Annotated in this window: 20 protein-coding genes and 1 tRNA gene; 11 read left to right on the forward strand and 10 right to left on the reverse strand. The window is 68.7% G+C overall.

Annotated elements, in window-relative coordinates; all coding sequences use genetic code 11:
- Positions 1-26: 26 nt before the first annotated feature.
- Positions 27-1,376 (reverse strand): trigger factor, encoded by a 1,350-nt coding sequence (gene tig / locus WT16_RS09735; RefSeq protein WP_006026148.1) that lies wholly within the window; start codon positions 1,374-1,376, stop codon positions 27-29.
- A gap of 448 nt (positions 1,377-1,824) precedes the next feature.
- Between tig and WT16_RS09740 the strand changes: the two genes are divergently transcribed.
- On the forward strand, positions 1,825-2,988 hold the full coding sequence (locus WT16_RS09740; RefSeq protein WP_063533231.1) for a glycerate kinase: 1,164 nt from the start codon (positions 1,825-1,827) through the stop codon (positions 2,986-2,988).
- A 90-nt stretch (positions 2,989-3,078) separates the two neighbouring features.
- Complete coding sequence (locus tag WT16_RS09745) at positions 3,079-3,528, forward strand: MarR family winged helix-turn-helix transcriptional regulator (RefSeq protein WP_063533232.1); 450 nt, start codon at positions 3,079-3,081, stop codon at positions 3,526-3,528.
- Between the two features lie 81 nt (positions 3,529-3,609).
- Here the strand turns inward: WT16_RS09745 and WT16_RS09750 are convergent, their stop codons facing one another.
- Entirely contained in the window at positions 3,610-4,599 is a 990-nt protein-coding gene (locus WT16_RS09750; protein WP_015600775.1) for a 2-dehydropantoate 2-reductase, read from the reverse strand.
- Positions 4,600-4,681: 82 nt separating this feature from the next.
- Positions 4,682-5,827, reverse strand: coding sequence for a LuxR C-terminal-related transcriptional regulator (locus WT16_RS09755; protein WP_063533826.1), 1,146 nt, complete (start codon positions 5,825-5,827; stop codon positions 4,682-4,684).
- Positions 5,828-6,160: 333 nt separating this feature from the next.
- On the opposite strand from WT16_RS09755, the gene WT16_RS09760 reads away from it, so the two are divergent.
- From WT16_RS09760 to WT16_RS09775, 4 genes are all read left to right on the forward strand, one after another.
- Positions 6,161-7,222, forward strand: coding sequence for a porin (locus tag WT16_RS09760; RefSeq protein WP_063533233.1), 1,062 nt, complete (start codon positions 6,161-6,163; stop codon positions 7,220-7,222).
- Positions 7,223-7,245: 23 nt separating this feature from the next.
- A complete protein-coding gene (locus tag WT16_RS09765) occupies positions 7,246-8,439 on the forward strand; it encodes an MFS transporter (protein WP_063533234.1) in 1,194 nt (397 codons plus the stop codon).
- Between the two features lie 48 nt (positions 8,440-8,487).
- The gene (locus tag WT16_RS09770) at positions 8,488-9,597 is read left to right on the forward strand and encodes a class II histone deacetylase (RefSeq protein ID WP_063533235.1); all 1,110 of its coding nucleotides are present in this window, start codon (positions 8,488-8,490) and stop codon (positions 9,595-9,597) included.
- A 201-nt stretch (positions 9,598-9,798) separates the two neighbouring features.
- A complete protein-coding gene (locus WT16_RS09775; protein ID WP_006026140.1) occupies positions 9,799-10,422 on the forward strand; it encodes a phospholipase D family protein in 624 nt (207 codons plus the stop codon).
- A gap of 94 nt (positions 10,423-10,516) precedes the next feature.
- Here WT16_RS09775 and WT16_RS09780 read toward each other — a convergent pair whose 3' ends face one another.
- Positions 10,517-10,978 (reverse strand): MEKHLA domain-containing protein, encoded by a 462-nt coding sequence (locus tag WT16_RS09780; RefSeq protein ID WP_015600769.1) that lies wholly within the window; start codon positions 10,976-10,978, stop codon positions 10,517-10,519.
- A 455-nt stretch (positions 10,979-11,433) separates the two neighbouring features.
- Positions 11,434-11,520, reverse strand: a tRNA-Leu gene (locus tag WT16_RS09785).
- Positions 11,521-11,759: 239 nt separating this feature from the next.
- Here WT16_RS09785 and hpnD point away from each other — a divergent pair.
- Positions 11,760-12,596, forward strand: coding sequence for a presqualene diphosphate synthase HpnD (hpnD, locus tag WT16_RS09790; protein ID WP_063533236.1), 837 nt, complete (start codon positions 11,760-11,762; stop codon positions 12,594-12,596).
- A gap of 49 nt (positions 12,597-12,645) precedes the next feature.
- On the opposite strand, the gene WT16_RS09795 is transcribed toward hpnD, so the two are convergent.
- From WT16_RS09795 to WT16_RS30735, 4 genes are all read right to left on the reverse strand, one after another.
- The gene (locus WT16_RS09795; protein WP_063533827.1) at positions 12,646-13,899 is read right to left on the reverse strand and encodes a DUF1501 domain-containing protein; all 1,254 of its coding nucleotides are present in this window, start codon (positions 13,897-13,899) and stop codon (positions 12,646-12,648) included.
- An 82-nt stretch (positions 13,900-13,981) separates the two neighbouring features.
- Positions 13,982-15,445 (reverse strand): DUF1800 domain-containing protein, encoded by a 1,464-nt coding sequence (locus WT16_RS09800; RefSeq protein ID WP_063533237.1) that lies wholly within the window; start codon positions 15,443-15,445, stop codon positions 13,982-13,984.
- Between the two features lie 185 nt (positions 15,446-15,630).
- On the reverse strand, positions 15,631-15,921 hold the full coding sequence (locus tag WT16_RS09805) for a hypothetical protein (protein WP_063533238.1): 291 nt from the start codon (positions 15,919-15,921) through the stop codon (positions 15,631-15,633).
- A complete protein-coding gene (locus tag WT16_RS30735) occupies positions 15,921-16,103 on the reverse strand; it encodes a hypothetical protein (protein ID WP_009904927.1) in 183 nt (60 codons plus the stop codon). The genes WT16_RS09805 and WT16_RS30735 overlap by 1 nt, the downstream gene beginning before the upstream one ends.
- A gap of 87 nt (positions 16,104-16,190) precedes the next feature.
- Between WT16_RS30735 and ompR the strand changes: the two genes are divergently transcribed.
- From ompR to WT16_RS09825, 4 genes are all read left to right on the forward strand, one after another.
- Complete coding sequence (gene ompR / locus WT16_RS09810; RefSeq protein WP_004199523.1) at positions 16,191-16,916, forward strand: two-component system response regulator OmpR; 726 nt, start codon at positions 16,191-16,193, stop codon at positions 16,914-16,916.
- A gap of 106 nt (positions 16,917-17,022) precedes the next feature.
- Positions 17,023-18,381: an ATP-binding protein gene (locus WT16_RS09815; protein WP_015600436.1), complete on the forward strand. Its 1,359-nt coding sequence runs from the start codon at positions 17,023-17,025 to the stop codon at positions 18,379-18,381.
- A 197-nt stretch (positions 18,382-18,578) separates the two neighbouring features.
- Positions 18,579-19,127, forward strand: a complete 549-nt coding sequence (locus tag WT16_RS09820; RefSeq protein WP_009912787.1) for a peroxiredoxin — start codon at positions 18,579-18,581, stop codon at positions 19,125-19,127.
- Positions 19,128-19,204: 77 nt separating this feature from the next.
- On the forward strand, positions 19,205-19,732 hold the full coding sequence (locus tag WT16_RS09825) for a carboxymuconolactone decarboxylase family protein (protein ID WP_006026132.1): 528 nt from the start codon (positions 19,205-19,207) through the stop codon (positions 19,730-19,732).
- 191 nt (positions 19,733-19,923) lie between these two features.
- Here WT16_RS09825 and ispF read toward each other — a convergent pair whose 3' ends face one another.
- Positions 19,924-20,412, reverse strand: a complete 489-nt coding sequence (gene ispF / locus WT16_RS09830; RefSeq protein ID WP_006026131.1) for a 2-C-methyl-D-erythritol 2,4-cyclodiphosphate synthase — start codon at positions 20,410-20,412, stop codon at positions 19,924-19,926.
- Positions 20,413-20,436: the final 24 nt, after the last annotated feature.

The raw sequence follows: 20,436 nt of genomic DNA on the forward strand, positions 1-20,436 counted from the left end.
CAGCCGGCACGCCGCTAGAGCGAAACTTACGCTTGCGCCGTTGCGCTCGCCAGTGCTTCGAAGCTTACTTCCTTGTCCGTCACCTTCGCCTTGCCCAGCACGAAATCGACGACGTTGCTCTCAACAACGAACGCTTCCATTTCGGCGAGGCGCTGCTGATTCGAATAATACCAGCGGACCACTTCCTTCGGGTCCTCGTAGCTCTTCGCGAATTCGTCGACTTCCGCGCGGATCTGCTCGGGCTTCGCCTCGAGGCCGTTCGCCTTCACCAGCTCGGCGAGCACGAGGCCGAGCTTCACGCGGCGCTCGGCCTGCTCGGCGAACATCTCGACCGGAATCGGCGCGTCCTTCGCGTTCGGCACGCCGCGCTGCGCGAGGTCCTGGCGGGCCATCTCGACAAGGCGCTGCTGGTCCTGCTCGATGAGCGCCTTCGGCACGTCAAGCTCGGAGATCTTCAGGAGCGCGTCCATCACCTGGTTCTTCACGATCGACTGCGTGCGGCGCTTCGCCTCGCGCTCGAGGTTTTCCTTGATCTCGCCGCGCATCTTCGTCAGATCGCCGTCCTCGATGCCGAGCGACTTCGAGAAATCGGCGTCGATCGCGGGCAGGTGCGGCCACTCGACCTTCTTCATCGTGACCGTGAACTGCGCGGTCTTGCCCGCCACGTCCTTGCCGTGATAGTCGTCCGGGAACTTCAGGTCGAATTCGCGCGGCTCGCCCGCCTTCAGGCCGAGCGCCGCCGTCTCGAATTCGGGCAGCATCCGCCCTTCGCCGAGCACGAACACGAAGTCTTCGGCCGTGCCGCCCTGGAACGCGACGCCGTCGATCTTGCCGACGAAGTCGACCGTCACGCGGTCGCCGTTCTGCGCGGCCGTGTCCGCGCCGCCGTCGCCGTGCTCGCCGCCTTCGCCGCGCGCGTGGAAGTGCACGCGCTGCTTGCGCAGGATGTCGAGCGTGCGGTCGATCTCGGCGTCGCCGATCGTCGTCGTCGAGCGCTCGACTTCAGCCGCCGCCAGATCGCCGATCTTCACTTCCGGATACACCTCGAACGTCGCGTCGAACGCGTACGCGCCCTCTTCCGCCGCATCCTGCTTCGGCGCAAAGCTCGGCTGACCCGCGACGCGCAGGTTTTCCGCACGGCTGATCGTGAAGAATTCCTGACCGATCTTGTCGCTCAGCACCTCTGCCTCGACCTGGCCAGCATACTGCTGCGTGACCATCTTGAGCGGCACCTTGCCTGGGCGGAAGCCCGGCATGCGCACGTTCTTCGCGAGTTTCTGGATACGGGCGTCGATCTCCTTCTGCACGACATCCTTCGGCAGGGAGATCGTCACGCGGCGTTCGAGCTTGCCGAGGTTTTCAACAACGTTAGCCATGGCTTCAATCGTCCTAAAATTATTCGAGCGAATCGGTTTTTCCTTGCCGTGCCAGCCTTGCGGCGGACGCGCCGTCGCGCACCGCCGTCTCGCTCATGCGGGGCGCAGTCGGGCGCGGACCGCGCCCGACTGCGCGTGCGCCCCATGCGAGCCATCGGCGGCTTGAAGCACGGCTTTGGCCGGAAGAATCGGCTATTCTAGCAAACTATTTTCCCCTCACCGCGAGTTCGGGCAGTGGCGCGCCGCAGCATCGCCGCGCGTCGCCGCCAGCCGCATGCCGCCGCGCGATCCCGGACATGCGCGCCGCCATATCCCGCACGCGCCAGCCATCCGGTAAGCTCCCTTCACGGTCGTCGCCCGCCCTCGCGCCGCACGCGTGCGCATGCATGCGCCGTGCCCGCCGCCCCGCGCGAACCGCCCGCCATCACGAACCGCATCCGGAGACACCATGCCGCCGCCCTCGCCCGTCGTCGTCATTGCGCCCGATTCGTTCAAGGGCTCGCTGTCCGCCGAGCAGGCCGCGGACGCGATCGCGGCCGGCGTCGCGCGGGCGCGCCCCGACGCCGTCGTCCGGCGCCGGCCGATGGCGGACGGCGGCGAAGGCACGCTCGATGCGCTGCTCGCGCACGGCGGCACGCGTCGAACGCTGCGCGTGCCGGGCGCGTCGCTCGCGCCGCGCGACGCCGCCGTCGGCCTCATCGACGCGCGCACGGCGATCGTCGAGACGGCGGAGATCGTCGGCATCACCGATCCGGCCGGCATGCGCCTACCCGTCGCCGCGCGCAGCACGCGCGGGCTCGGCGACGCGATCCGCGCGCTTCTCGACGACGGCGTGCGCACATTCTACGTCGCGCTCGGCGGCAGCAGCACGAACGACGCCGGCGCGGGCCTTCTGGCCGGCCTCGGCCTGCGCGCATTCGATGCGCACGGCCGCGAGATCGAGCCGACGCCCGAGCGGCTCGCGCACGTCGCGAGCGTCGACGTCGCCGGGCTCGACGCGCGCGTGGCCGACGCGTCGTTCGTCGCGATGTCCGACGTCGACAACCCGCTCACCGGCGAGCACGGCGCGACCGCCGTGTTCGGCCCGCAAAAGGGCGTGACGCCCGCGCAGGTCGCGCCGCTCGACGCCGCGCTCGGCCATTTCGCGACGCTCGTCGAAGCCGCGCTCGAGGGCCGCTCCACCGGGGCTTCCGCCCGTCGCGCCCGCGACTTGCCCGGCGCCGGCGCGGCGGGCGGGCTCGGCTTCGCGCTGCACGTGCTCGGCGCGCGTTTCGAGCCGGGCGCCGAAGTCGTCGCTCGGCAGATCGGGCTCGATGCGGCGCTCGCGGGCGCGAACTGGATGATCACGGGCGAAGGCCGCTCGGATGCGCAGACGCTGCACGGCAAGGCGCCGTTCGTCGCGTGCCGGCATGCGCGCGCGGCGGGCGTGCCGGCGACACTGCTGTCGGGCGCCATCGACACGGCAGCGCTGCCGCAATTGTCCGAACATTTCGACGGCTGCTTCTCGCCGGCGCCCGGCCCGATCGCGCTCGACGCCGCGCTGCGCGACGCCGCGCGCCTCACCGAGAACGCGGCCGAGCAACTGACGCGGCTGCGCTACGGCCGCGCGTGACGGGCGCGGCGCGCGCGCCGCGAACCGCACCGTTGACCGCGCGCCGCGATGCGGCAACAATCGGGCCGCACCCCTCATTCAGGACACGACATGGCAGGCAGCAAAGTCGGGCTCGACCAGTTCATGACCTACCGGATGCACGTGCTGAACAAGCTGTCCGATCGCGGAATCGGCGAGCTGTATCAGACGAGGCTCGGCGTATCGCTGCCTGAGGCGCGGATCATTGCGTCGGTCGGCGCGTTCGGGCCGTTCTCGATCATGGAGCTCGCGCGGCGCGCGAACCTCGACAAAAGCCAGGCGAGCCGCGCGGCCGAGGCGCTGATCCGGCGCGGGCTCGTCAAGCGCGGCCCGAGCGACGACGACGGGCGCGTCGTGCTGATCGCGCTCACGCCGGCGGGCACCGCGCTCAACCGGAAAATCATGCCGATCGCGCGCAAGTGGAACGCCACGCTGCTCGACTGCCTGAGCGAAAGCGAAAGGGCGGCGTTCAGTCGTGCGCTCGACAAGATCATCGCCGGCGCGCGCGAACGCGAGAATTGAGCGGCCGATCGCCCGCTGGCCCGTTGCCGCCGATCGACCTGCCGGCGCAATCGGCGAACTGGCCGTCCGCCGCGCGACGCGTCACAGCCCGGAATTGAACGCCCGCTGGCGCAACAGCCCGAGCACCGCGTCGCAATACGGCGTCGGCACTCCCAGCTTGCGGCCGAGCTCCGGGAACACGCCGAGAATCGGCCCGACTTCGAGCGGCCGCCCTGCCTCCAGGTCCTGCAGCATCGACGTCCTGAACGCGCCCAACTGGCGCGTCACCGCGATCCGCTCGGCGCCGCTCATCCCCGCCGACAATCCGAGCCGCGCGCCGATCGCGTCGGCCTCCTCCATCATCCGCAGCGCGAGCGCGTTCGTATGCGGATCGTCGAGCAGGCGGTCCGCCGCCGAGCCCGTCAGCGCGCTCAGCGGATTCATGTTCATGTTGCCCCAGAGCTTCGCCCAGATGTCGGTGCGGATGTCGGCCGAGCGCTCGACGTCGAAGCCGCCCGCCGCAAGCGCGCCGGCGACGCGTGCGGCCGGATCGAGCAGCTCGGGGCGCGGCGCGCCGACGATCAGCCGGTTGCCGCGGCCGCGCACGACGACGCCCGGCTCGCGCGTCGCCGACGACAGGTGGACCACGCAGCCGATCGCGCGCGCGGGCGGCAGCGCCGCGGCCGTTACGCCGCCCGGATCGACCGCGTCGAGCACGGCGCCGTCGAGCGGACCGCCGAAGCCGTCGAAAAACCACCACGGCAGCCCGTTCATCGCGGCGACGACGGTCGTGCGCGGCCCGACGAGCGGCGCGATGCGCGCGGCGAGCGCCGGCAACGCCTGCGCCTTCAGCGCGACGACGACGTAGTCCTGTTCGCCGAGCACGCGCGCGTCGTCGCTCGCGCGCAGCGGGACCGCCGCTTCGTCGCCGGACTCGCCGACGATCCGCAGCCCGCGTTCGCGCAGCGCATCGAGCGTCGCGCCGCGCGCGAACGCGCTCACGTCCCAGCCCGCGCGCGCAAGCGCCGCCGCGAACAGCCCGCCGATCGCGCCGATCCCGACGATCGCCGCGCGCACCGGTGCCCGATCCATATGCACCCCCTCCTCGTTCAATAAAGCGGCGAGCATAGAGCCAAATAGTTGCGTGCACAACCATCTGGTCGCGCACCGCGCGTCACTCGTCGATGTCGCGCGCCGCGCCGGCTCCCTCCGCGGCGCGATCGAGCTCGCCGAGCACGCCCGAAATCTGGCTCTTGTCGTGCATCCCGAGCTTGCGATACGCGCAGCGCAGATAGTGGCGCACGGTCGCGGGCGCGATCTCCATCTGCTGCGCGACCTCCTTGTGCGAGCGCCCCTCGCCGTAATAGCGGATCGCCGCGAGCTCGCGCGGACTCAGGCGATCGAGCAGCGAGCGCGGCCGCACCTCGAGCTGGAACAGTCCGGCGACGGGCACGCACCGCATGCGCAGCGCGTCGCCCAAATACGGCTGCGACGCGTGGCGGCGCAGGTGCTCGACGAGCGCGGGCGGCAGCCGCGAGCCGGCCCAGTCCGGCCACTCGGTGCGCAGCACCGCGCCGAAGCCGGCGTCCGCGTGATGCAGCACGCCGAAGTTGTCGCAGATCGCGCGCATCGTCGATGCGGCCGCCTCGCTGCGCAGGCGCGTGAGCTGCGCGGCGCGGTTGATCGTCAGCGCGGCCGCGAGGTGCGGGATCACGTCTTCGTAGCGGCGCGCGTCGTCTTCGGTGAACGGACGATTCAGGGCCTGCCGGTAGATCGACAGAAACGTCGTGAGTCCGAAACGCCGGTCGAGCGTGCACACGCACATCAGTTGCGCGAGCCCGAATTTGACGCACCAGTCGCGAAAACGCCCATCGAGCCCCGGCTCGACGACGGACAGGATCGCCGCCCGGCCGTATGCGCCGTGCAAGGTCCGGTGCGCAAGCGGATCGCAGTCGCGCACGCGCTTCCAGTCGGGGAAGAACTCGTGCGGCAGCCGGTACAGATAGCTGTTGTGCATCACGGGGCCGGTCGGCGTGTGGTTCGCGACGCCTGTCCAGCCGGCGTCGAACGGCAGATAGCGCGACAGCAACTGAAAGAAGCGGCACTCGAACTCGCCGATCGACGCGCGGCTCGCGGCCGCGTACAGATCGAGCAGGAACAGGCTCAGCTCGCGCGACGCCGGGCCGGGCGTCTGTGTGACGCCGTCGAAATCGCGCCGGCGCAACGCAAGCGGCGGCCACGCGGCTTCGTCGAGCACGATCGCCGCCGGCACGTCGCGCAGCGCATCGATGTCCTGCCGGAATCCCGCCCTGCTCGCCACCACTGACCGCTCCCTTGCCCGCTCGCAGCCGGCCTTGCGCGCTTCGATCGCTTCGCTGAGCGCTTGATTATAGCCGCCGGCTTTTTTGAAAACCGCCCGTGCGCGAACGCGCGAATGTCCCATCCATTTGAACGGTGTCGGCGCGCTGCCGCACCGCGTCATCGACGCCGTCGCGCCGCAGCCGCCCGCGCGCGCCGCGGCATGACGGCATTCAGGATGCCTGGAGGGTTTCCCGCACCGTTCATCTGAACGGCTTTGCAGCGACTTTGCCGCTACCGACACTGCGCACGCCCCCTCAAGAAAAACGATCACCCGGTTTGGAGAAACGAAGCGATGAAGACGTTCAGGTTCAGGAATACACGCCGACGACGCGCGCTCGCCGCAACCGCAACGCTCGCCGCGCTGTCCGGCCCGACGCACGCGCAGTCGACGCTCACGCTCTACGGCGTGGCCGACGCGGGCGTGCAGTATCTGTCGAACGCCGACGGCCGGCATGCCGCCTGGCAGTTGCAAAACTACGGAATCCTGCCTTCCCAGGTCGGCATCAAGGGCGAAGAGGATCTCGGCGGCGGCTGGCGGGCGCTCTTCAAGCTCGAGCAAGGCATCAACCTGAACGACGGCACGGCGACCGTGCCCGGCCATGCGTTCTTTCGCGGCGCGTACGTCGGCATCGGCGGCCCCGCCGGCACCGTCACGCTCGGCCGCCAGTTCAGCACGCTGTTCGACAAGACGCTCTTCTACGACCCGCTCTGGTACGCGTCGTACAGCGGCCAGGGCGTGCTCGTGCCGCTGTCCGCGAACTTCATCGACCACTCGATCAAGTTCCAGTCGGCGACGTTCGCGGGCTTCGACGTCGAGGCGCTCGCCGCGACGGCGGGCATCGCGGGCAATACGCGCGCCGGCCGCGTGCTCGAGCTGGGCGGCCAGTTCACGAGCAACGGCCTGTCGGCGAGCGCCGTGCTGCATCGGTCGCACGGCACGGTCGACGGCGGCGTCGACCGCTCCGCGCAGCGGCGCGACATCGGCACGTTCGCCGCGCGCTATGCGTTCGCATCGCTGCCGCTCACCGTCCATGCCGGCGTCGAGCGCCTGACGGGCGATCTCGATCCCGCGCGCACGATCGTCTGGGGCGGCGCGCGCTACCAGACGAGCGGCCGCTTCGGCTTCGCGGGCGGCGTCTATCACACCGATTCGCCGACGCCACGGATCGGCCATCCGACGCTCTTCATCGCGAGCGCGACCTGTTCGCTGTCGAAGCGCACCGTCGCATACCTGAACCTCGGCTACGCGAAAAACAGCGGCCGCAGCTCGCAGACCGTCTACGAATACGACCCGACGCCGCTCGCCGGCGCATCGCAGTTCGGCGCGATGCTCGGCATGTACCACGTCTTCTGAATCGAGCCCGCGAGATCACGACCATGACCATCAAGACATTGCTGCAAGAGCCCGCGCTGCCGGGCGCAGCGCCGTCCGCCGACGCGCCCGATTTCACGAGCGGCACGCTCGCCGCGCTCGTCGCGTTCGCGGCGATCACGCCGCTCCTGCTGCTCGTCGCGCCGGCCGTGGCCGGCCAGCTCGGCGCGCAGCTCGGGTTGTCGGCGTCGCAGATCGGCACGTACTTCTTCGTCGAGCTGGGCGCGTTCAGCGCGGCGACGCTGCCGTCGTATCTATGGCTCGGCCGCATCGACGCGCGGCGCATCGCGTGGTGCGCGACCGCCGTGTTCTGCGCCGGCAATCTCGCGACCGCCGTGTGGATGCCGGGCTTCGCGCCGCTTCTCGCGCTGCGCGCGGCGACGGCGCTCGGCGGCGGCACGCTGATGGTGCTCTGCATGACGAGCGCCGCGGCGAGCGGCAACAGCGATCGCGTCTACGGGCTCTGGGTCGTCGGCCAGTTGGTCGCGGGCGCGGCCGGCCTGTTCCTGCTGCCGCACCTGTTCGGCGCGGTCGGATTGCGCGCGCTGTACGTCGTGCTCGCCACGCTCGCACTGTGCGCGGCGCCGCTCGCGAGCCGCTTTCCGGCCGTGCCGCGCGCGCGGGCGCGGCACGCGTCGCACGCGCATCCGGCCGCGGTGCGCACGGCGGCCGCGCTCGCGGTCGGTGGGGTGCTGACGTTCTACCTCGCGATCGGCGGTGTATGGACCTTCGCCAGCAAAGCGGCGGCGGCCGTCGGCTTCGACGTGCAGGCGAGCGGCAACGTGCTCGCGATCGCGAGCCTGATGGGCATCGCGGGCGCGGCGCTCGCGTCGTATCTGGGCGGCCGCGCCGCGCGGCGCGCGATGCTGCTCGCCGGTTACGGAATCCTCGCCGCATCGCTCGTCGCGCTCGCCGCGGCGCCGAACGCAACCGGCTACACGATCGCGATCTTCGGCTTCAAGTTCGCGTGGACCTTCGTCCTGCCGTTCATCCTCGCGAGCGTCGCGGCCGTCGATGCGACCGGGCGCCTGATCGCGACGCTCAATCTCGTGATCGGCTCGGGGCTCGCCGCCGGGCCGCTCGCCGCCGGACTGCTGCTCGACGGCGGCGGCACGCTGCGCGCGCTGTTCTCAATCGCGGCCGCGGTCTCGGCCGCATCGCTCGCGACGATGCTGCGCGTCGAGCGCGACGCGCATTGACGCCTGATGCCGTTCCTTCCCCCTCCTTCATCGCTTCGGCTCATCGCCATGACAAAAACCGCTTTCTTCACCGACGAACGCACTTTCTGGCACACAGGCGGCGCGCATGCGCTGTTCTTTCCGGTCGGCGGATGGGTGCAGCCGCCGTCGAGCGCGGGCTATGCGGAATCGCCCGACTCGAAACGGCGCCTGCTGTCGCTCGTGCACGCGTCGGGGCTCGCCGCGAGGCTCGACATGTCGAGCGCGCCCGCCGCAACCGATGACGATCTGCTGCGCATTCATCCCGCGCATTACCTCGACGCGTTCAAGCGCGCAAGCGATGCGGGCGGCGGCGACCTCGGCGAGCTCGCGCCGTTCGGGCGGGGCAGCTACGAGATCGCGGCGCTGTCGGCGGGGCTCGCGCTCGCCGCCGTCGACGCGGTGCTCGCCGAGCGCGCGGCGAACGCGTTCTCGCTGTCGCGCCCGCCCGGCCATCACTGCCTGCGCGACAAGCCGATGGGTTTCTGCCTGCTCGCGAACATTCCGATCGCAATCGAGGCCGCGCGCGCGAAGCATCGTGTCGAGCGCGTCGCGGTGATCGACTGGGACGTGCATCACGGCAACGGCACGCAGGCGATCTACTACGACGATCCCAACACGCTGACGATCTCGCTGCATCAGGACCGCTGCTTTCCGCCCGGCTACAGCGGCGCCGACGAGCGCGGCGCGGGCGCGGGTGCGGGCGCGAACGTCAACGTTCCGCTGCTCGCTGGCGCGGGCGACGATGCGTATCGCTACGCATTCGAGCGGATCGTGCTGCCCGCGCTCGACGCGTTCAGGCCCGATCTCGTCGTCGTCGCGAGCGGGCTCGACGCGAACGCGGTCGACCCGCTCGCGCGAATGCAGTTGCACAGCGACAGCTACCGGTTCATGACGCACGCGCTGAAGCAGGCCGCGCAGCGGCATTGCGCGGGGCGGCTCGTCGTCGTGCACGAAGGCGGTTATTCGGAGGCCTATGTACCGTTTTGCGGACAGGCGATCGTCGAGGCGCTGTCGGGCATGCGCACCGACGTTGCCGATCCGATGCTCGAACTTGCGATCGCGCAGCAGCCCGGCGAGCGCTTCAACGTGTTCCAGCGGCAACTGATCGACGAGATGGCGGCGCGCTTCGGTTATTGATCGAGCGGCCGAGGATCGGGCGGCGCGAAGCATGCCGATACGGCGTCGCGCGGCGCCGTTCGTCGATGGGCGTGGATGGGCGTGGATGGGCGTCGACGATGCGCCGGTGCGCGTCGACAGAAACTTTCCGGCGCGTCGACGAAAACCGCGCCGATGCCGTTACACTCTCGTCCTCGTCAGTTTCGAACGCCCGACCCTCTCATGCAGTTGCCGAAGCGGCTCGCCGCCGCGTGTCTCGCCGCCGTTTTCCTGTCCGCCGCACCGCCCGCCGTCAGCAAGACGGCTTCCGAATCACTGATCGAGCGCCTCGTCGCGCTGATCGCCGACGCGCTGCCGTCGTCCGCGAAGGAAGCGCCGGCGGGACAGGTCGTCGAGGCCGCGTTCTCGCCGGACGGCGGCGCGGAAACGCTCGTGTTGAAGGTGATCGGCACCTCGCGCGCGTCGATCCGCCTCGCCGGCTATTCGTTCACGTCGCCGAAGGTCGTGCGCGCGCTCCTCGACGCGCGCCGCCGCGGCGTCGACGTCGCGATCGTCGTCGACAACGACGGCAATCGCTCAAGGGCGTCGAAGCAGGCGCTCAACCTGCTCGTCAACGCGAAAGTGCCGACGCGCACGATCGGCCGCTACGCGATCCATCACGACAAGTACATCGTCGTCGACGGCCGCCATGTCGAGACGGGGTCGTTCAATTTCAGCGCCGCCGCGGCCGCGCGCAACTCGGAAAACGTGCTCGTCGTCTGGAACAATCCGGCGCTCGCCGCGCAGTACCTGAAGCACTGGCAGAACCGGTACGATCAGGGGACCGATTATCGGTCGACTTATTGATCGGCTATCGGTCGGCTATCGGTCGGCGAAGGCTTGATGCTCGACCGCCGGCTCGCTCGCACGCGCCGTTCGCGCATCGGCCGGCCACCGCGACTCACGCGTCCGTCCACCGGCGATAGGTCGCGGCCTGCCCCCGATACGTGCCGTCGCGATCGATCAGATTCCAGACGGTGACGTCCTCGATCCAGAAACGCCGCCCCGATTTCGCCACCCGCAGGCCGCGATAGCCGGTCGCGAAGCCGCGCGTCCGCACCGATTCGAGCAGCCGCGCGCGCTCGTCGCGATTCGGCTCCTCGGCGGAGTACCGCGAATGCAACGCGGTCATCTCGTCCCAGTCGTACTCGAAGCAGCGCTGCACGGTCCTGTTCGCATAGACGTAGCGCGGGTCCTCGGCGGCGTCGTGGGCGAGCACGCAAAACGGCGCGTCCTCGTAGAGCCAGCGCGGGCCGTCGGCGCGCGGCACCGCAGGGTCGACGAGCGGCGTGCCGGTCAGCCGCAGGTGGCTGACCGCAAGGAGATCGAAGAAATCCGGATCCAGCGCAAGCGAATGGGACATGGCTTCGTTCTGTTTCTGAAAATGAGTGGAGGAAATCGCGCGAGCACGGCGAAACGCGCCGCCGCACGCGTCAAGGTGAATCGACTGCAGATTGTGCGCCTGGTTCAACGCGTGCGGAGAAGCGTTCGACGAATCGAGGAATCGGCGGCCGCTGACGAATGCCGTGCCCGAACGCCGCGCCTGGGTGCCGCGATTCGGATGCCGCGCCGCACGGCCTCGATCGCGCATCGACAACGCGCCACACGAACTGTCGCGCGGCGAAACCCGAAAATGACGGAATAACGGAAGATTTTTGCCTCCGGCCACGATACGCGCGACGGACGTTCGGCGCTGGCTAACGGAGAAGCGGAAGAATGACGGGAGCGCTTTCCGAAACGACGGATCGAAATGATTCAGACGATGCGTCGATCGAACCGATCTCGGCTTCGAGCCTGATCGAAGCGGAAAAGCGTGGATGGTGCGTGAGGCCGGACTCGAACCGGCACACCCTTGCGGGCGTCAGGACCTAAACCTGGTGCGTCTACCAATTTCGCCACTCACGCACGCGAGAAAATGCTGCAGCCAACGGGCTGCACGCCGGGGTCGCATACCGCTTTCGCGACCGCCCGGAAAGCGCGAGCGCGAGATTCTAACCGATCTCCCTACGCTTGTCTCTAGCGTCCGGCCTCTCTTTTGCCGCGATGCTAGAATTCGCCGTTGTCCCCGCAATGCGGCCGCGATGGCGTGCGGTCGAACGCCCGCCCCCGTCCGAGCCGATCTCGCCTCACTCGTTCCTGCCCCCGTGAATTTCGACGAATACTGCCAGCAGAAAGCCGCGCCGCCCGGCTCCAGCTTCTACTATGCGCTGCGCCAGGCGCCGCTCGCGCGCCAGCCGCTCGTCGCCGCGCTGTTCGCGCTGCGTCGCGAAATCGAGCAGACGGTGAAGGAGGTCAGCGATCCGACTGTCGGCCACGCGAAGCTCGCGTGGTGGCAAAAGGAGCTCGCCGCGCTCGCGGTCGGCAATCCGTCGCATCCGGTGTCACAGGCGCTCGCCGCGCATCATCCGGACATCGCGCGCGAAGCCGGCGCGCTGCGCACGCTCGTGAGCGGATACGGCATGGATCTCGAGCAGGCGCGCTATCTGGACTTCGCGAATCTGCGCCGCTATGTCGACCATACGGGCGGCACGTTCGCCGCGCTCGTCGCGCGCGCGAGCGCGAGCCGGCCCGCCGCGGGCGACGCGCGCTGGGCGCAGCCGCTCGGCGAGGCGCTCACGCTCGCGCAATTCGTGCAGGATCTCGGGCAGGATGCGCGGCAGGGGCGCATCTACGTGCCGATCGACGAACTGCAACGCTATGGCGTGACGGCCGCCGATCTCCTCAATCGCCGCTACACCCCCGCGTATACCGAGCTGATGCGCTTCCAGACGTCGCGCGCGCGCGACGCGCTCAACGCGTCGCTATCCGGCATCCCCGCCGACGAGCGCCGCGCGCAGCGCACGCTGCGCGCGCTCGGCGCGCTCGCGCTCGCGGTGCTCGACGAGATCGAGCGCGACGGCTTCCAGGTGCTGCACCAGCGAATCGCGCTCACACCGATCCGCAAGCTGTGGATCGCGTGGCGCGCCGCGCGGCGCCGCTGACACGCGCCGGCCGACACACGCCGACACGCGCCGCCGCACGTCCCGCACATCAGGCGCGCAGCAGCGGCAGCGGCTCGAAGCGCTGCTTGAGCACGCTCGTCGCGTCGAGCCCCCACCACGGGCCGAGCACGGTCGCATAGAGCTGACGGAAATCGACCGCGACGGGCAGGTTGCCGTTGCCGTCGAGCGCAGCGAGCGCGGGCGGCGCGCCATACAGCCCGCCGCGCACACGCCCGCCCATCACGAAATGCGGCGCGGCCGTGCCGTGATCCGTTCCGTTGCTCTGGTTCTCTCGCGCGCGCCGGCCGAATTCCGCATACGTCATCACGAGCGTATCGTTCCAGCGCCCGAGCTCGATCAACGCCGAGCGCATCGCGACAAGCCCCTGCGCCAGTTGCCTGAGCAATCCCGCCTGCTGGCCGGGCTGGTTCTGGTGCGTGTCGAAGCCGTTCAGCGTGAGGCGCAGCACCGCAACGCCCTGCCCCGGCGCCGGCGTGCGCTGCGGCGTATCGCACGCGGCGAGCACCTGCATCGCGGTCTTCACCGACGCGCCGAACGGTCCGCCCGGAAACGCGGTCGCGAGCGCGGGCGTGCCCGCGTGCGGACGCAGCCGGTCGGCGGCCTTGACAATGTCGTTTTCGATGTCGATCACGTGCGCGAGCGCGGGATTCTGCTCGCGCAGCGACACGGGCTGCACGAGCCGCGCCGCGCGCGCGAACTGCGCGGGATTGACGAGTGCGATCGCGCGCGCGCCGTTCGCGAGCGGCCCCATTTCCGCGCTGCCGAGCACGATGCCGTCCGCGGCGAAGCCGGGCGGCACGCTGGCCTGCGCGAAGGCGCGCGTGAGCCACCCTTCGCGCAGATACTCGTCCGCGCGCGACGCGGTATCCCAGATCTCGATCGAGCGAAAGTGCGACAGATTCGGCTGCGGATAGCCGACGCCGTCGACGATCGCGAGCCGCCCCTCGCGCCAGAGAGGCACGATCGGCTCGAGCGCCGGATGCAGCGCGGCGCGCTCGTCGAGCTGCACGACCTGCTCGCGCTTGACGCCGATCGTCGGGCGCAGCGTGCGGTACAGCGGGTCCGCATAGGGAATCACCGTGTTGAGCCCGTCGTTGCCGCCCTTCAGCTCGACGAGGATCAGCAGGTTAGAGTAGCGCGCGGCGCCCGCCGCGCCGATCGCGCCGTATGCCCCCTTCTCGCCCGAAGCGGCCGGTGCCGCCGCGAACGCGCGCGGCAGCGACAGCGATACGCCCGCCGCGCCGGCAAGACTCGCCAAGGCCAGAAAATCGCGTCGTTTCATGCTGCTTTCCTCGTTTAGCATTCGACGCGGCCCGCGCGTTGCCGCATCGCGCGATATTCCGTCGTCGTCATGTTCATGTTCTTCACTTCAGTTGATACGCCGGATCCATCAACAGGGTCTGCAAATACGCGCTGCTCGTCGCGCCCGCCTCGATCGCCGCGACGGGCGAAATCGGCAGCACCGCGTGCTGCAGTTGCAGCTCCGTCGACAGATCCGGCTGCGCCTGCGGCTTCGTCCGGTACGCGGCGAGCCACGCGTCGAGATCGAAGCGCATCGCCGCGCGCCGCATCGACGCCGGCCGGCCAGCCATGTCATGGGAGACGGGCGCCGCGCGCATGCCGGGCGCCTCCGTCGCTCGCATCATCTGCTCGACGAACTGCTTGCGCGCAAGCAGCGTCGAGCTGTTGATCCAGGCCGCGCCGCCCGGCCAGCCCTTCACGTTCGGCGGATAGAACAGGTTCTGGCCGAGCGCGCGCAACGTGTTCGCGAACGGCGCGGTATCGCCGTAGTCGACGTCGAAAAGCCGCACCGTGCCGACCACGAACTCCGCCGGCGATTTGACGAGCACGCCGCGATTGCGGTCGGCCCAGAACGCATCGGACGAGAACAGCTCCGCGAGCGCCGCCTTGATGTCGTAGCCGCTCTGCCGGAATCGCGCGGCGATGCGCTCGAGCTCGCCGGCACCCGGCGCATCGGAGACGAACTCGCGCCACAGCTTCGCGGCGACGAAGCGCGCGGTCTCGGGGCGGACGAGCAGGATATCGAGCACCGCGTCGCCGTCGAAGCGGCCGGTTTCGCCGAGCACGGTCTTCACGCCGTCGTCGTGAACGTTCGGCCGGAACACATACGCGAGCGTATCGGGATCGAGCCCCCAGCCGGTATAGGCGCGCGCGGCTTCGGACACGTCGCGCTGCGTATAGTGGCCCTCGCCGAGCGTGAAAAGTTCCATCGCCTCGCGCGCGAAGTTCTCGTTCGGGCGGCCCCGGCGATTGCTCGCGCCGTCGAGATACTGCAGCATCGCCGGGTCCTTCGCGACGCCGTGCAGCATCGCGCCGAAGTTGCCGAGCGCATCGGCGCGCAGCAGCGCATGTTGCGCCGCAATCGTTTGCGGAAACGGTACCTTGTCCTGGCCGGACGTGAAGTGGTTGTGCCAGAAGAGCGTCATCCGCTCGGTGAGCGGCGAAGGCGTCACGAGCATCTCGCGCACCCACCACGCGCGCAGCTCGTCGTAGCGGCGATTGCGCAGTTGCTGTTCCGCGCGTCGCTCGTCGGGCGAGAACGCGGCGCGCGCCGCGCGCGACGGCGGCGCCTCGCGCACCCAGTCGGGAGGCGGCGTCACGCTTTGCGTGCGCGCACCGTCGAGCAGTTCGGCGAGCGCCTGCGCGCGCGTCATGCCGACGAGGCGCACAACGTCGCGCGGCGGCGGCGAAAAGCCGGTGCGCGTCAGCAGGAAGCGCGCGTCGTCCGCGTCAAGCAGCGTCTGCATGGCAGCCGGAATCCGGTCCGGCTTCGCCGGGGGCCGCCCGGACGTTCTCGAATCGCTCATCGTCGACCGTTCTCCGAAAGAGACAAGCCACGTCGGCTCGCGAAGCGCGCGAGCCGTCCGTGATGGCGATTCAACGGTTCGCGGCGACGCGCAGTTGACGATCGAATTGCTACGGAATTTTTCTGACGAAGGACGAAGGACAACGTCCGAGGGACGGCGCGCGGCGATACGCCGGATTTAACGATTCAACGTTTGTAAAGCTCGCGCACTGCGTCTTCGATGTGCTGGCGCAAGAGATGCCGCTCTTCCGGCGTCATGTGGCCGTCGCGGCGGCGCTGCTCGAGATCGGGCGGGACGGCGGCCGCGCGCGCGGGCGGCTCGCCGGGCGGCGCGGAACGCCCTGCCGCGCCGTTGCTGCGCGGCATCTTGTGCGACGTCGCGGCGCCGCGGTCCGGGCGCTGCGCGCAAGCGAAGTCCGAAGCGAGGAAGCCGACGCACGCGAGCGCCAGCACGAGCGCCATCTTCGTCGGCCGCATCACTGGCCTCGCCTCTTTCGTCGTTTTGTTCCCTTCGTCACGCGGCAACCGGCTACCTTTGGCACACGAACAAACCCTGCGAGAATCGGGCGTGCAAACCATGTAAATGTTAAGTGGATGGAGTATCCACCGAATGTCGTCTTCGAGTAAAGGAGTCTGTCGTGACTGTCTTTACTCCGCACAATAGCGCGGGTAAATTTTGTAACTGACTGTAACCCGTCGAAAGCCGCTACCGCGCGTTTTTTCCTAATCGCGATAAGATGCCGCTCATGGAAACGAAAAACCCCTCCAAGATTCTCGTCGTCGACGACGACCCGCGCCTGCGCGACCTGCTGCGCCGCTACCTCGGCGAGCAGGGCTTCAACGTGTATGTCGCGGAGAACGCGACGGCAATGAACAAGCTCTGGGTGCGCGAGCGTTTCGATCTGCTCGTGCTCGACCTGATGCTGCCGGGCGAGGACGGCCTGTCGATCTGCCGCCGCCTGCGCGGCAGCAACGACCGCACGCCGATCATCATGCTCACCGCGAAGGGCGAGGACGTCGATCGCATCGTCGGCCTCGAGATGGGCGCCGACGACTACCTGCCGAAGCCGTTCAACCCGCGCGAGCTCGTCGCGCGCATCCACGCGGTGCTGCGCCGCCAGGCGCCCGCCGAGCTGCCGGGCGCGCCCTCCGAGACCACCGAGGTGTTCGAGTTCGGCGAGTTCTCGCTGAACCTCGCCACGCGCACGCTCACGAAATCCGGCCAGGAGATTCCGCTCACGACGGGCGAATTCTCGGTGCTGAAGGTGTTCGCGCGCCATCCGCGCCAGCCGCTGTCGCGCGAAAAGCTGATGGAGCTCGCGCGCGGCCGCGAATACGAAGTGTTCGACCGCAGCCTCGACGTGCAGATCTCGCGCCTGCGCAAACTGATCGAACCCGATCCGGGCAGCCCGCGCTTCATCCAGACGGTGTGGGGTCTCGGCTATGTGTTCATCCCCGACGGGGCCGCCTGATTCCGCTTCGACGCAATACGTGGCGTCGACGCCATCTTCGACGCCACGCCTTTGACGCCACGCCTTTGACGCCACGCCTTTGACGCCAGTTAGACAGCCAGTCCCTATGCGTATCGACCGGCGCCTCTTGACGCTCGTGTTCGGCGGGCTGTTCTGGCGCACCTTCCTGCTGATTGCGCTGTTGATCGCCGTCAGCCTCGCCGCGTGGTTCCAGAGCTTCCGGGTGATCGAGCGCGAGCCGCGCGCGCAGCGCGTCGCGCTCCAGCTCGTCGCCATCGTGAAGCTCACGCGCACCGCGCTGCTCTATTCCGATCCCGACCTGCGCCGCGCGCTGCTGCAGGATCTCGAGAGCAACGAAGGCGTGCGCGTCTATCCGCGCGAGAAAACCGACAAGTTCAAGCTGCAGCCCGACGAGTCGCTGAACCGGCTGATCGAGCACGACATCCGCAGCCGCCTGGGCGACGACACGGTGATCGCGCAATCGGTCAACGACATTCCCGGCGTGTGGATCAGCTTCAAGATCGACGACGACGACTACTGGGTCGCGCTCGACCGCGATCAGCTCGACACCGTCACCGGCCTGCAATGGGCGGGATGGGGCCTCTTCGCGCTCGCGCTGTCGCTCTTCGGCTCGGCGTTCATCACGAGCCTCGTGAACCAGCCGTTCTCGCGGCTCGCGCTCGCCGCGCGCAAGGTCGGCTCCGGCCAAACGCCGGAACCGCTGCCCGAGCGCGGAATGGGCGTCGCCGCCGAGACGAACCGCAGCTTCAACCAGATGGTTCGCGATCTCGAGCAGCTCGAGGCCGATCGCGCGCTGATGCTCGCGGGCATCTCGCACGACCTGCGCACGCCCCTCGCGCGGCTGCGCCTCGAGACCGAGATGAGCCCGTCCGATCAGGCGACGAAGGACGCGATGGTCGACGACATCGAGCAGATGGACCGCATCATCGCCGCGTTCATCGATTACGCGCGCCCCGCGCAGCGCACACCGGAGCCCGTCGATCTGTCGCAGGTCGCACGCGAGGTCGCCGCGCGGATCGTCAGCGAAGACGGCGTGCAGCTCGACATCCGCCTCGCGCCCGCGGCCGTCATCGAAGCGGACGAAACAGACATGCGCCGCGTGATCGGCAACCTCGTCGAGAACGCGCGCAAGTACGGGCAGAGCAAGAAGGACGGCATCGCGCGCATCCTGCTCGAAACGCGGGTGACGCACGCGCGCGTCGAGCTCGTCGTCGCCGACGAGGGCCCCGGCATCCCCGATGATCAGTTGCCCCTCGTGATGCGCCCGTTCTATCGCGTCGACACCGCGCGCAGCAAGGCCGACGGCACCGGGCTCGGCATGGCGATCGTGCTGCGCCTCGTCAACCGCTACCGCGGCACGCTGCGGCTGCGCAACCGCACGCCCGACGCGGGTCTCGAAGTCACGCTGGAGTTTCCGAGCGCAAGAGCGCGTGCGGCCGCGTAACGCACGGCGCCTACCTTCCCCCGATGGTCGACCCTATCGACGTCTTTGAAAATTTCTATGAGGATAGTTAGTTAAAATCTATTGATAGAAAAATATAATAGCGTTATGATGTTGCCTATGCTGTCACGGAAACGTTGCAGCGCATCGGTAGCTTGACCTAGGTAGCCGTTTTTTCCAACTCATACAGGAGCATCCGCATGAAGACCGTGGGCGATAAACTCGAAGCTTTCACCGTTGTGGCCGCGAAGCCGGGCTTCAACAATCACGAAGAAAACGGCCAGTCGGCATTCGAGACCGTCACCGAAGCGTCGTTCCCGGGCAAGTGGAAGGTCGTCTACTTCTACCCGAAGGACTTCACGTTCGTGTGCCCGACGGAAATCGTCGAATTCGCCAAGCTCGCGAAGCAGTTCGAAGAGCGCGACGCCGTGCTGCTCGGCGGCAGCTCGGACAACGAATTCGTCAAGCTCGCGTGGCGCCGTGAGCACAAGGATCTCGACAAGCTGAACCACTACTCGTTCGGCGACGTCAAGGGCGAGCTGATCGACCAGCTCGGCGTGCGCGACAAGGAAGCGGGCGTGGCCCTGCGCGCGACCTTCATCGTCGACCCGGACAACACGATCCAGCACGTGTCGGTGAACAACCTGAACGTCGGCCGCAGCCCGGAAGAAATCCTGCGCATTCTCGACGGCCTGCAAACGGACGAACTCTGCCCGTGCAACCGCGCGATCGGCGGCGCGACGCTGTAAGCGTCCGATGCACGAAAGCCCGCGGCGCTGCGTGTTGCCCGCGGGCTTTTTTAACGGCCCAATCATAGGAGATATCAATGGAATTCATCGATTCGATTAAGGCGCTAATTCCCGACTACGCGAAGGACATCCGCCTGAACCTCGACGGCACGATCTCGCGCTCGTCACTCGACGGCACGGACGCGGTCGGCGCGGCGCTCGCCGCGGCCTTCGCGGCGAAGAGCCCGGCGCTCGTGAAGGCGATTCGCGAAGCGGGCGTGCTGTCGCCCGAGGAATCCCAGGCGGCGCTGACGGCGGCCGCGCTGATGGGGATGAACAACGTCTGGTATCCGTATGTCGAGATGGCCGACGACGCCGACCTGAAGACCCAGCGCGCCGAGCTGCGGATGGGCGCGTACGCTTCGCACGGCGGCGTCGACAAGCGCAAGTTCGAGATGTACGCGCTCGCCGCGTCGATCGTCGGCAAGTGCCACTTCTGCGTGAAGTCGCACTACGCGCTGCTCAAGAACGAACAAGGGATGACGGTCACGCAGTTGCGCGACGTCGGCCGGATCGCGGCGGTGATCAACGCCGCCGCGCAAGTGATCGCGGCGGAAGGCAAGTAAGCGCGGCGGCCGCCGCCGCAGCCGCGCACGTTCGCGGCGCGGCCGTCGTTTCAACGAAAAACGCCACGCGGCGATTGCGCGTGGCGTTTTTCGTTTGTGCGCGGGCGGCGAGATGGCCGGCACGGCGGGCCGACGCGACGCCAGCATTCGAGCTCGCCGCAACGGCGATCGATCATGGCGAAAGCCGCCGCTCACGCGGCCGCTTCGCGCACGACGAGCGCCGCCGCCTGCGCCTCGATCCCCTCGCCGCGGCCAAGATAGCCGAGCTTCTCGTTCGTCTTCGCCTTCACGTTCACGCGCTCGAGCGGCAAGCCGAGATCGGCCGCGATGTTCGCGCGCATCGCGTCGATGTGCGGCGCGAGCTTCGGCGCCTGCGCGACGATCGTGCTGTCGACGTTGCGGATCGAAAAGCCCGCCTGCGCGACGCGCGCGGCGCATTCGCGCAGCAGCGCGCGGCTGTCGGCGCCCTTGAAGCGCGGATCGGTGTCGGAGAAATGGCGGCCGATGTCGCCAAGCGCCGCCGCGCCGAACAGCGCGTCGGTGATCGCGTGCAGCAGCACGTCCGCGTCCGAGTGGCCGAGGAGCCCGCGCTCGTACGGGATCGTCACGCCGCCGATGATGAGCGGCCGTCCGGGAACGAGCTGGTGCACGTCGTAGCCTTGTCCGATTCTGAAATCCATATGATTCGATCCGAGTGTGATGCG

Origin of the sequence: Burkholderia sp. MSMB1589WGS (genome assembly GCF_001636105.1) — a bacterium.
GTDB lineage: Bacteria > Pseudomonadota > Gammaproteobacteria > Burkholderiales > Burkholderiaceae > Burkholderia > Burkholderia humptydooensis.

Bases quoted from the DNA above. Each gene is read 5' to 3' on its own strand.
- WT16_RS09770 (WP_063533235.1), top strand. From the start codon at position 8,488: ATGACAAAAACCGCTTTCTTCACCGACGAACGCACTTTCTGGCACACA.
- WT16_RS09745 (WP_063533232.1), top strand. From the start codon at position 3,079: ATGGCAGGCAGCAAAGTCGGGCTCGACCAGTTCATGACCTACCGGATG.
- WT16_RS09750 (WP_015600775.1), bottom strand. From the start codon at position 4,599: ATGGATCGGGCACCGGTGCGCGCGGCGATCGTCGGGATCGGCGCGATC.
- WT16_RS09815 (WP_015600436.1), top strand. From the start codon at position 17,023: ATGCGTATCGACCGGCGCCTCTTGACGCTCGTGTTCGGCGGGCTGTTC.
- WT16_RS09740 (WP_063533231.1), top strand. From the start codon at position 1,825: ATGCCGCCGCCCTCGCCCGTCGTCGTCATTGCGCCCGATTCGTTCAAG.
- WT16_RS09775 (WP_006026140.1), top strand. From the start codon at position 9,799: ATGCAGTTGCCGAAGCGGCTCGCCGCCGCGTGTCTCGCCGCCGTTTTC.
- tig (WP_006026148.1), bottom strand. From the start codon at position 1,376: ATGGCTAACGTTGTTGAAAACCTCGGCAAGCTCGAACGCCGCGTGACG.
- ispF (WP_006026131.1), bottom strand. From the start codon at position 20,412: ATGGATTTCAGAATCGGACAAGGCTACGACGTGCACCAGCTCGTTCCC.
- WT16_RS09825 (WP_006026132.1), top strand. From the start codon at position 19,205: ATGGAATTCATCGATTCGATTAAGGCGCTAATTCCCGACTACGCGAAG.
- WT16_RS09795 (WP_063533827.1), bottom strand. From the start codon at position 13,899: ATGAAACGACGCGATTTTCTGGCCTTGGCGAGTCTTGCCGGCGCGGCG.
- WT16_RS09800 (WP_063533237.1), bottom strand. From the start codon at position 15,445: ATGAGCGATTCGAGAACGTCCGGGCGGCCCCCGGCGAAGCCGGACCGG.
- WT16_RS09820 (WP_009912787.1), top strand. From the start codon at position 18,579: ATGAAGACCGTGGGCGATAAACTCGAAGCTTTCACCGTTGTGGCCGCG.
- ompR (WP_004199523.1), top strand. From the start codon at position 16,191: ATGGAAACGAAAAACCCCTCCAAGATTCTCGTCGTCGACGACGACCCG.
- WT16_RS09805 (WP_063533238.1), bottom strand. From the start codon at position 15,921: ATGCGGCCGACGAAGATGGCGCTCGTGCTGGCGCTCGCGTGCGTCGGC.
- WT16_RS09760 (WP_063533233.1), top strand. From the start codon at position 6,161: ATGAAGACGTTCAGGTTCAGGAATACACGCCGACGACGCGCGCTCGCC.
- WT16_RS09765 (WP_063533234.1), top strand. From the start codon at position 7,246: ATGACCATCAAGACATTGCTGCAAGAGCCCGCGCTGCCGGGCGCAGCG.
- WT16_RS09780 (WP_015600769.1), bottom strand. From the start codon at position 10,978: ATGTCCCATTCGCTTGCGCTGGATCCGGATTTCTTCGATCTCCTTGCG.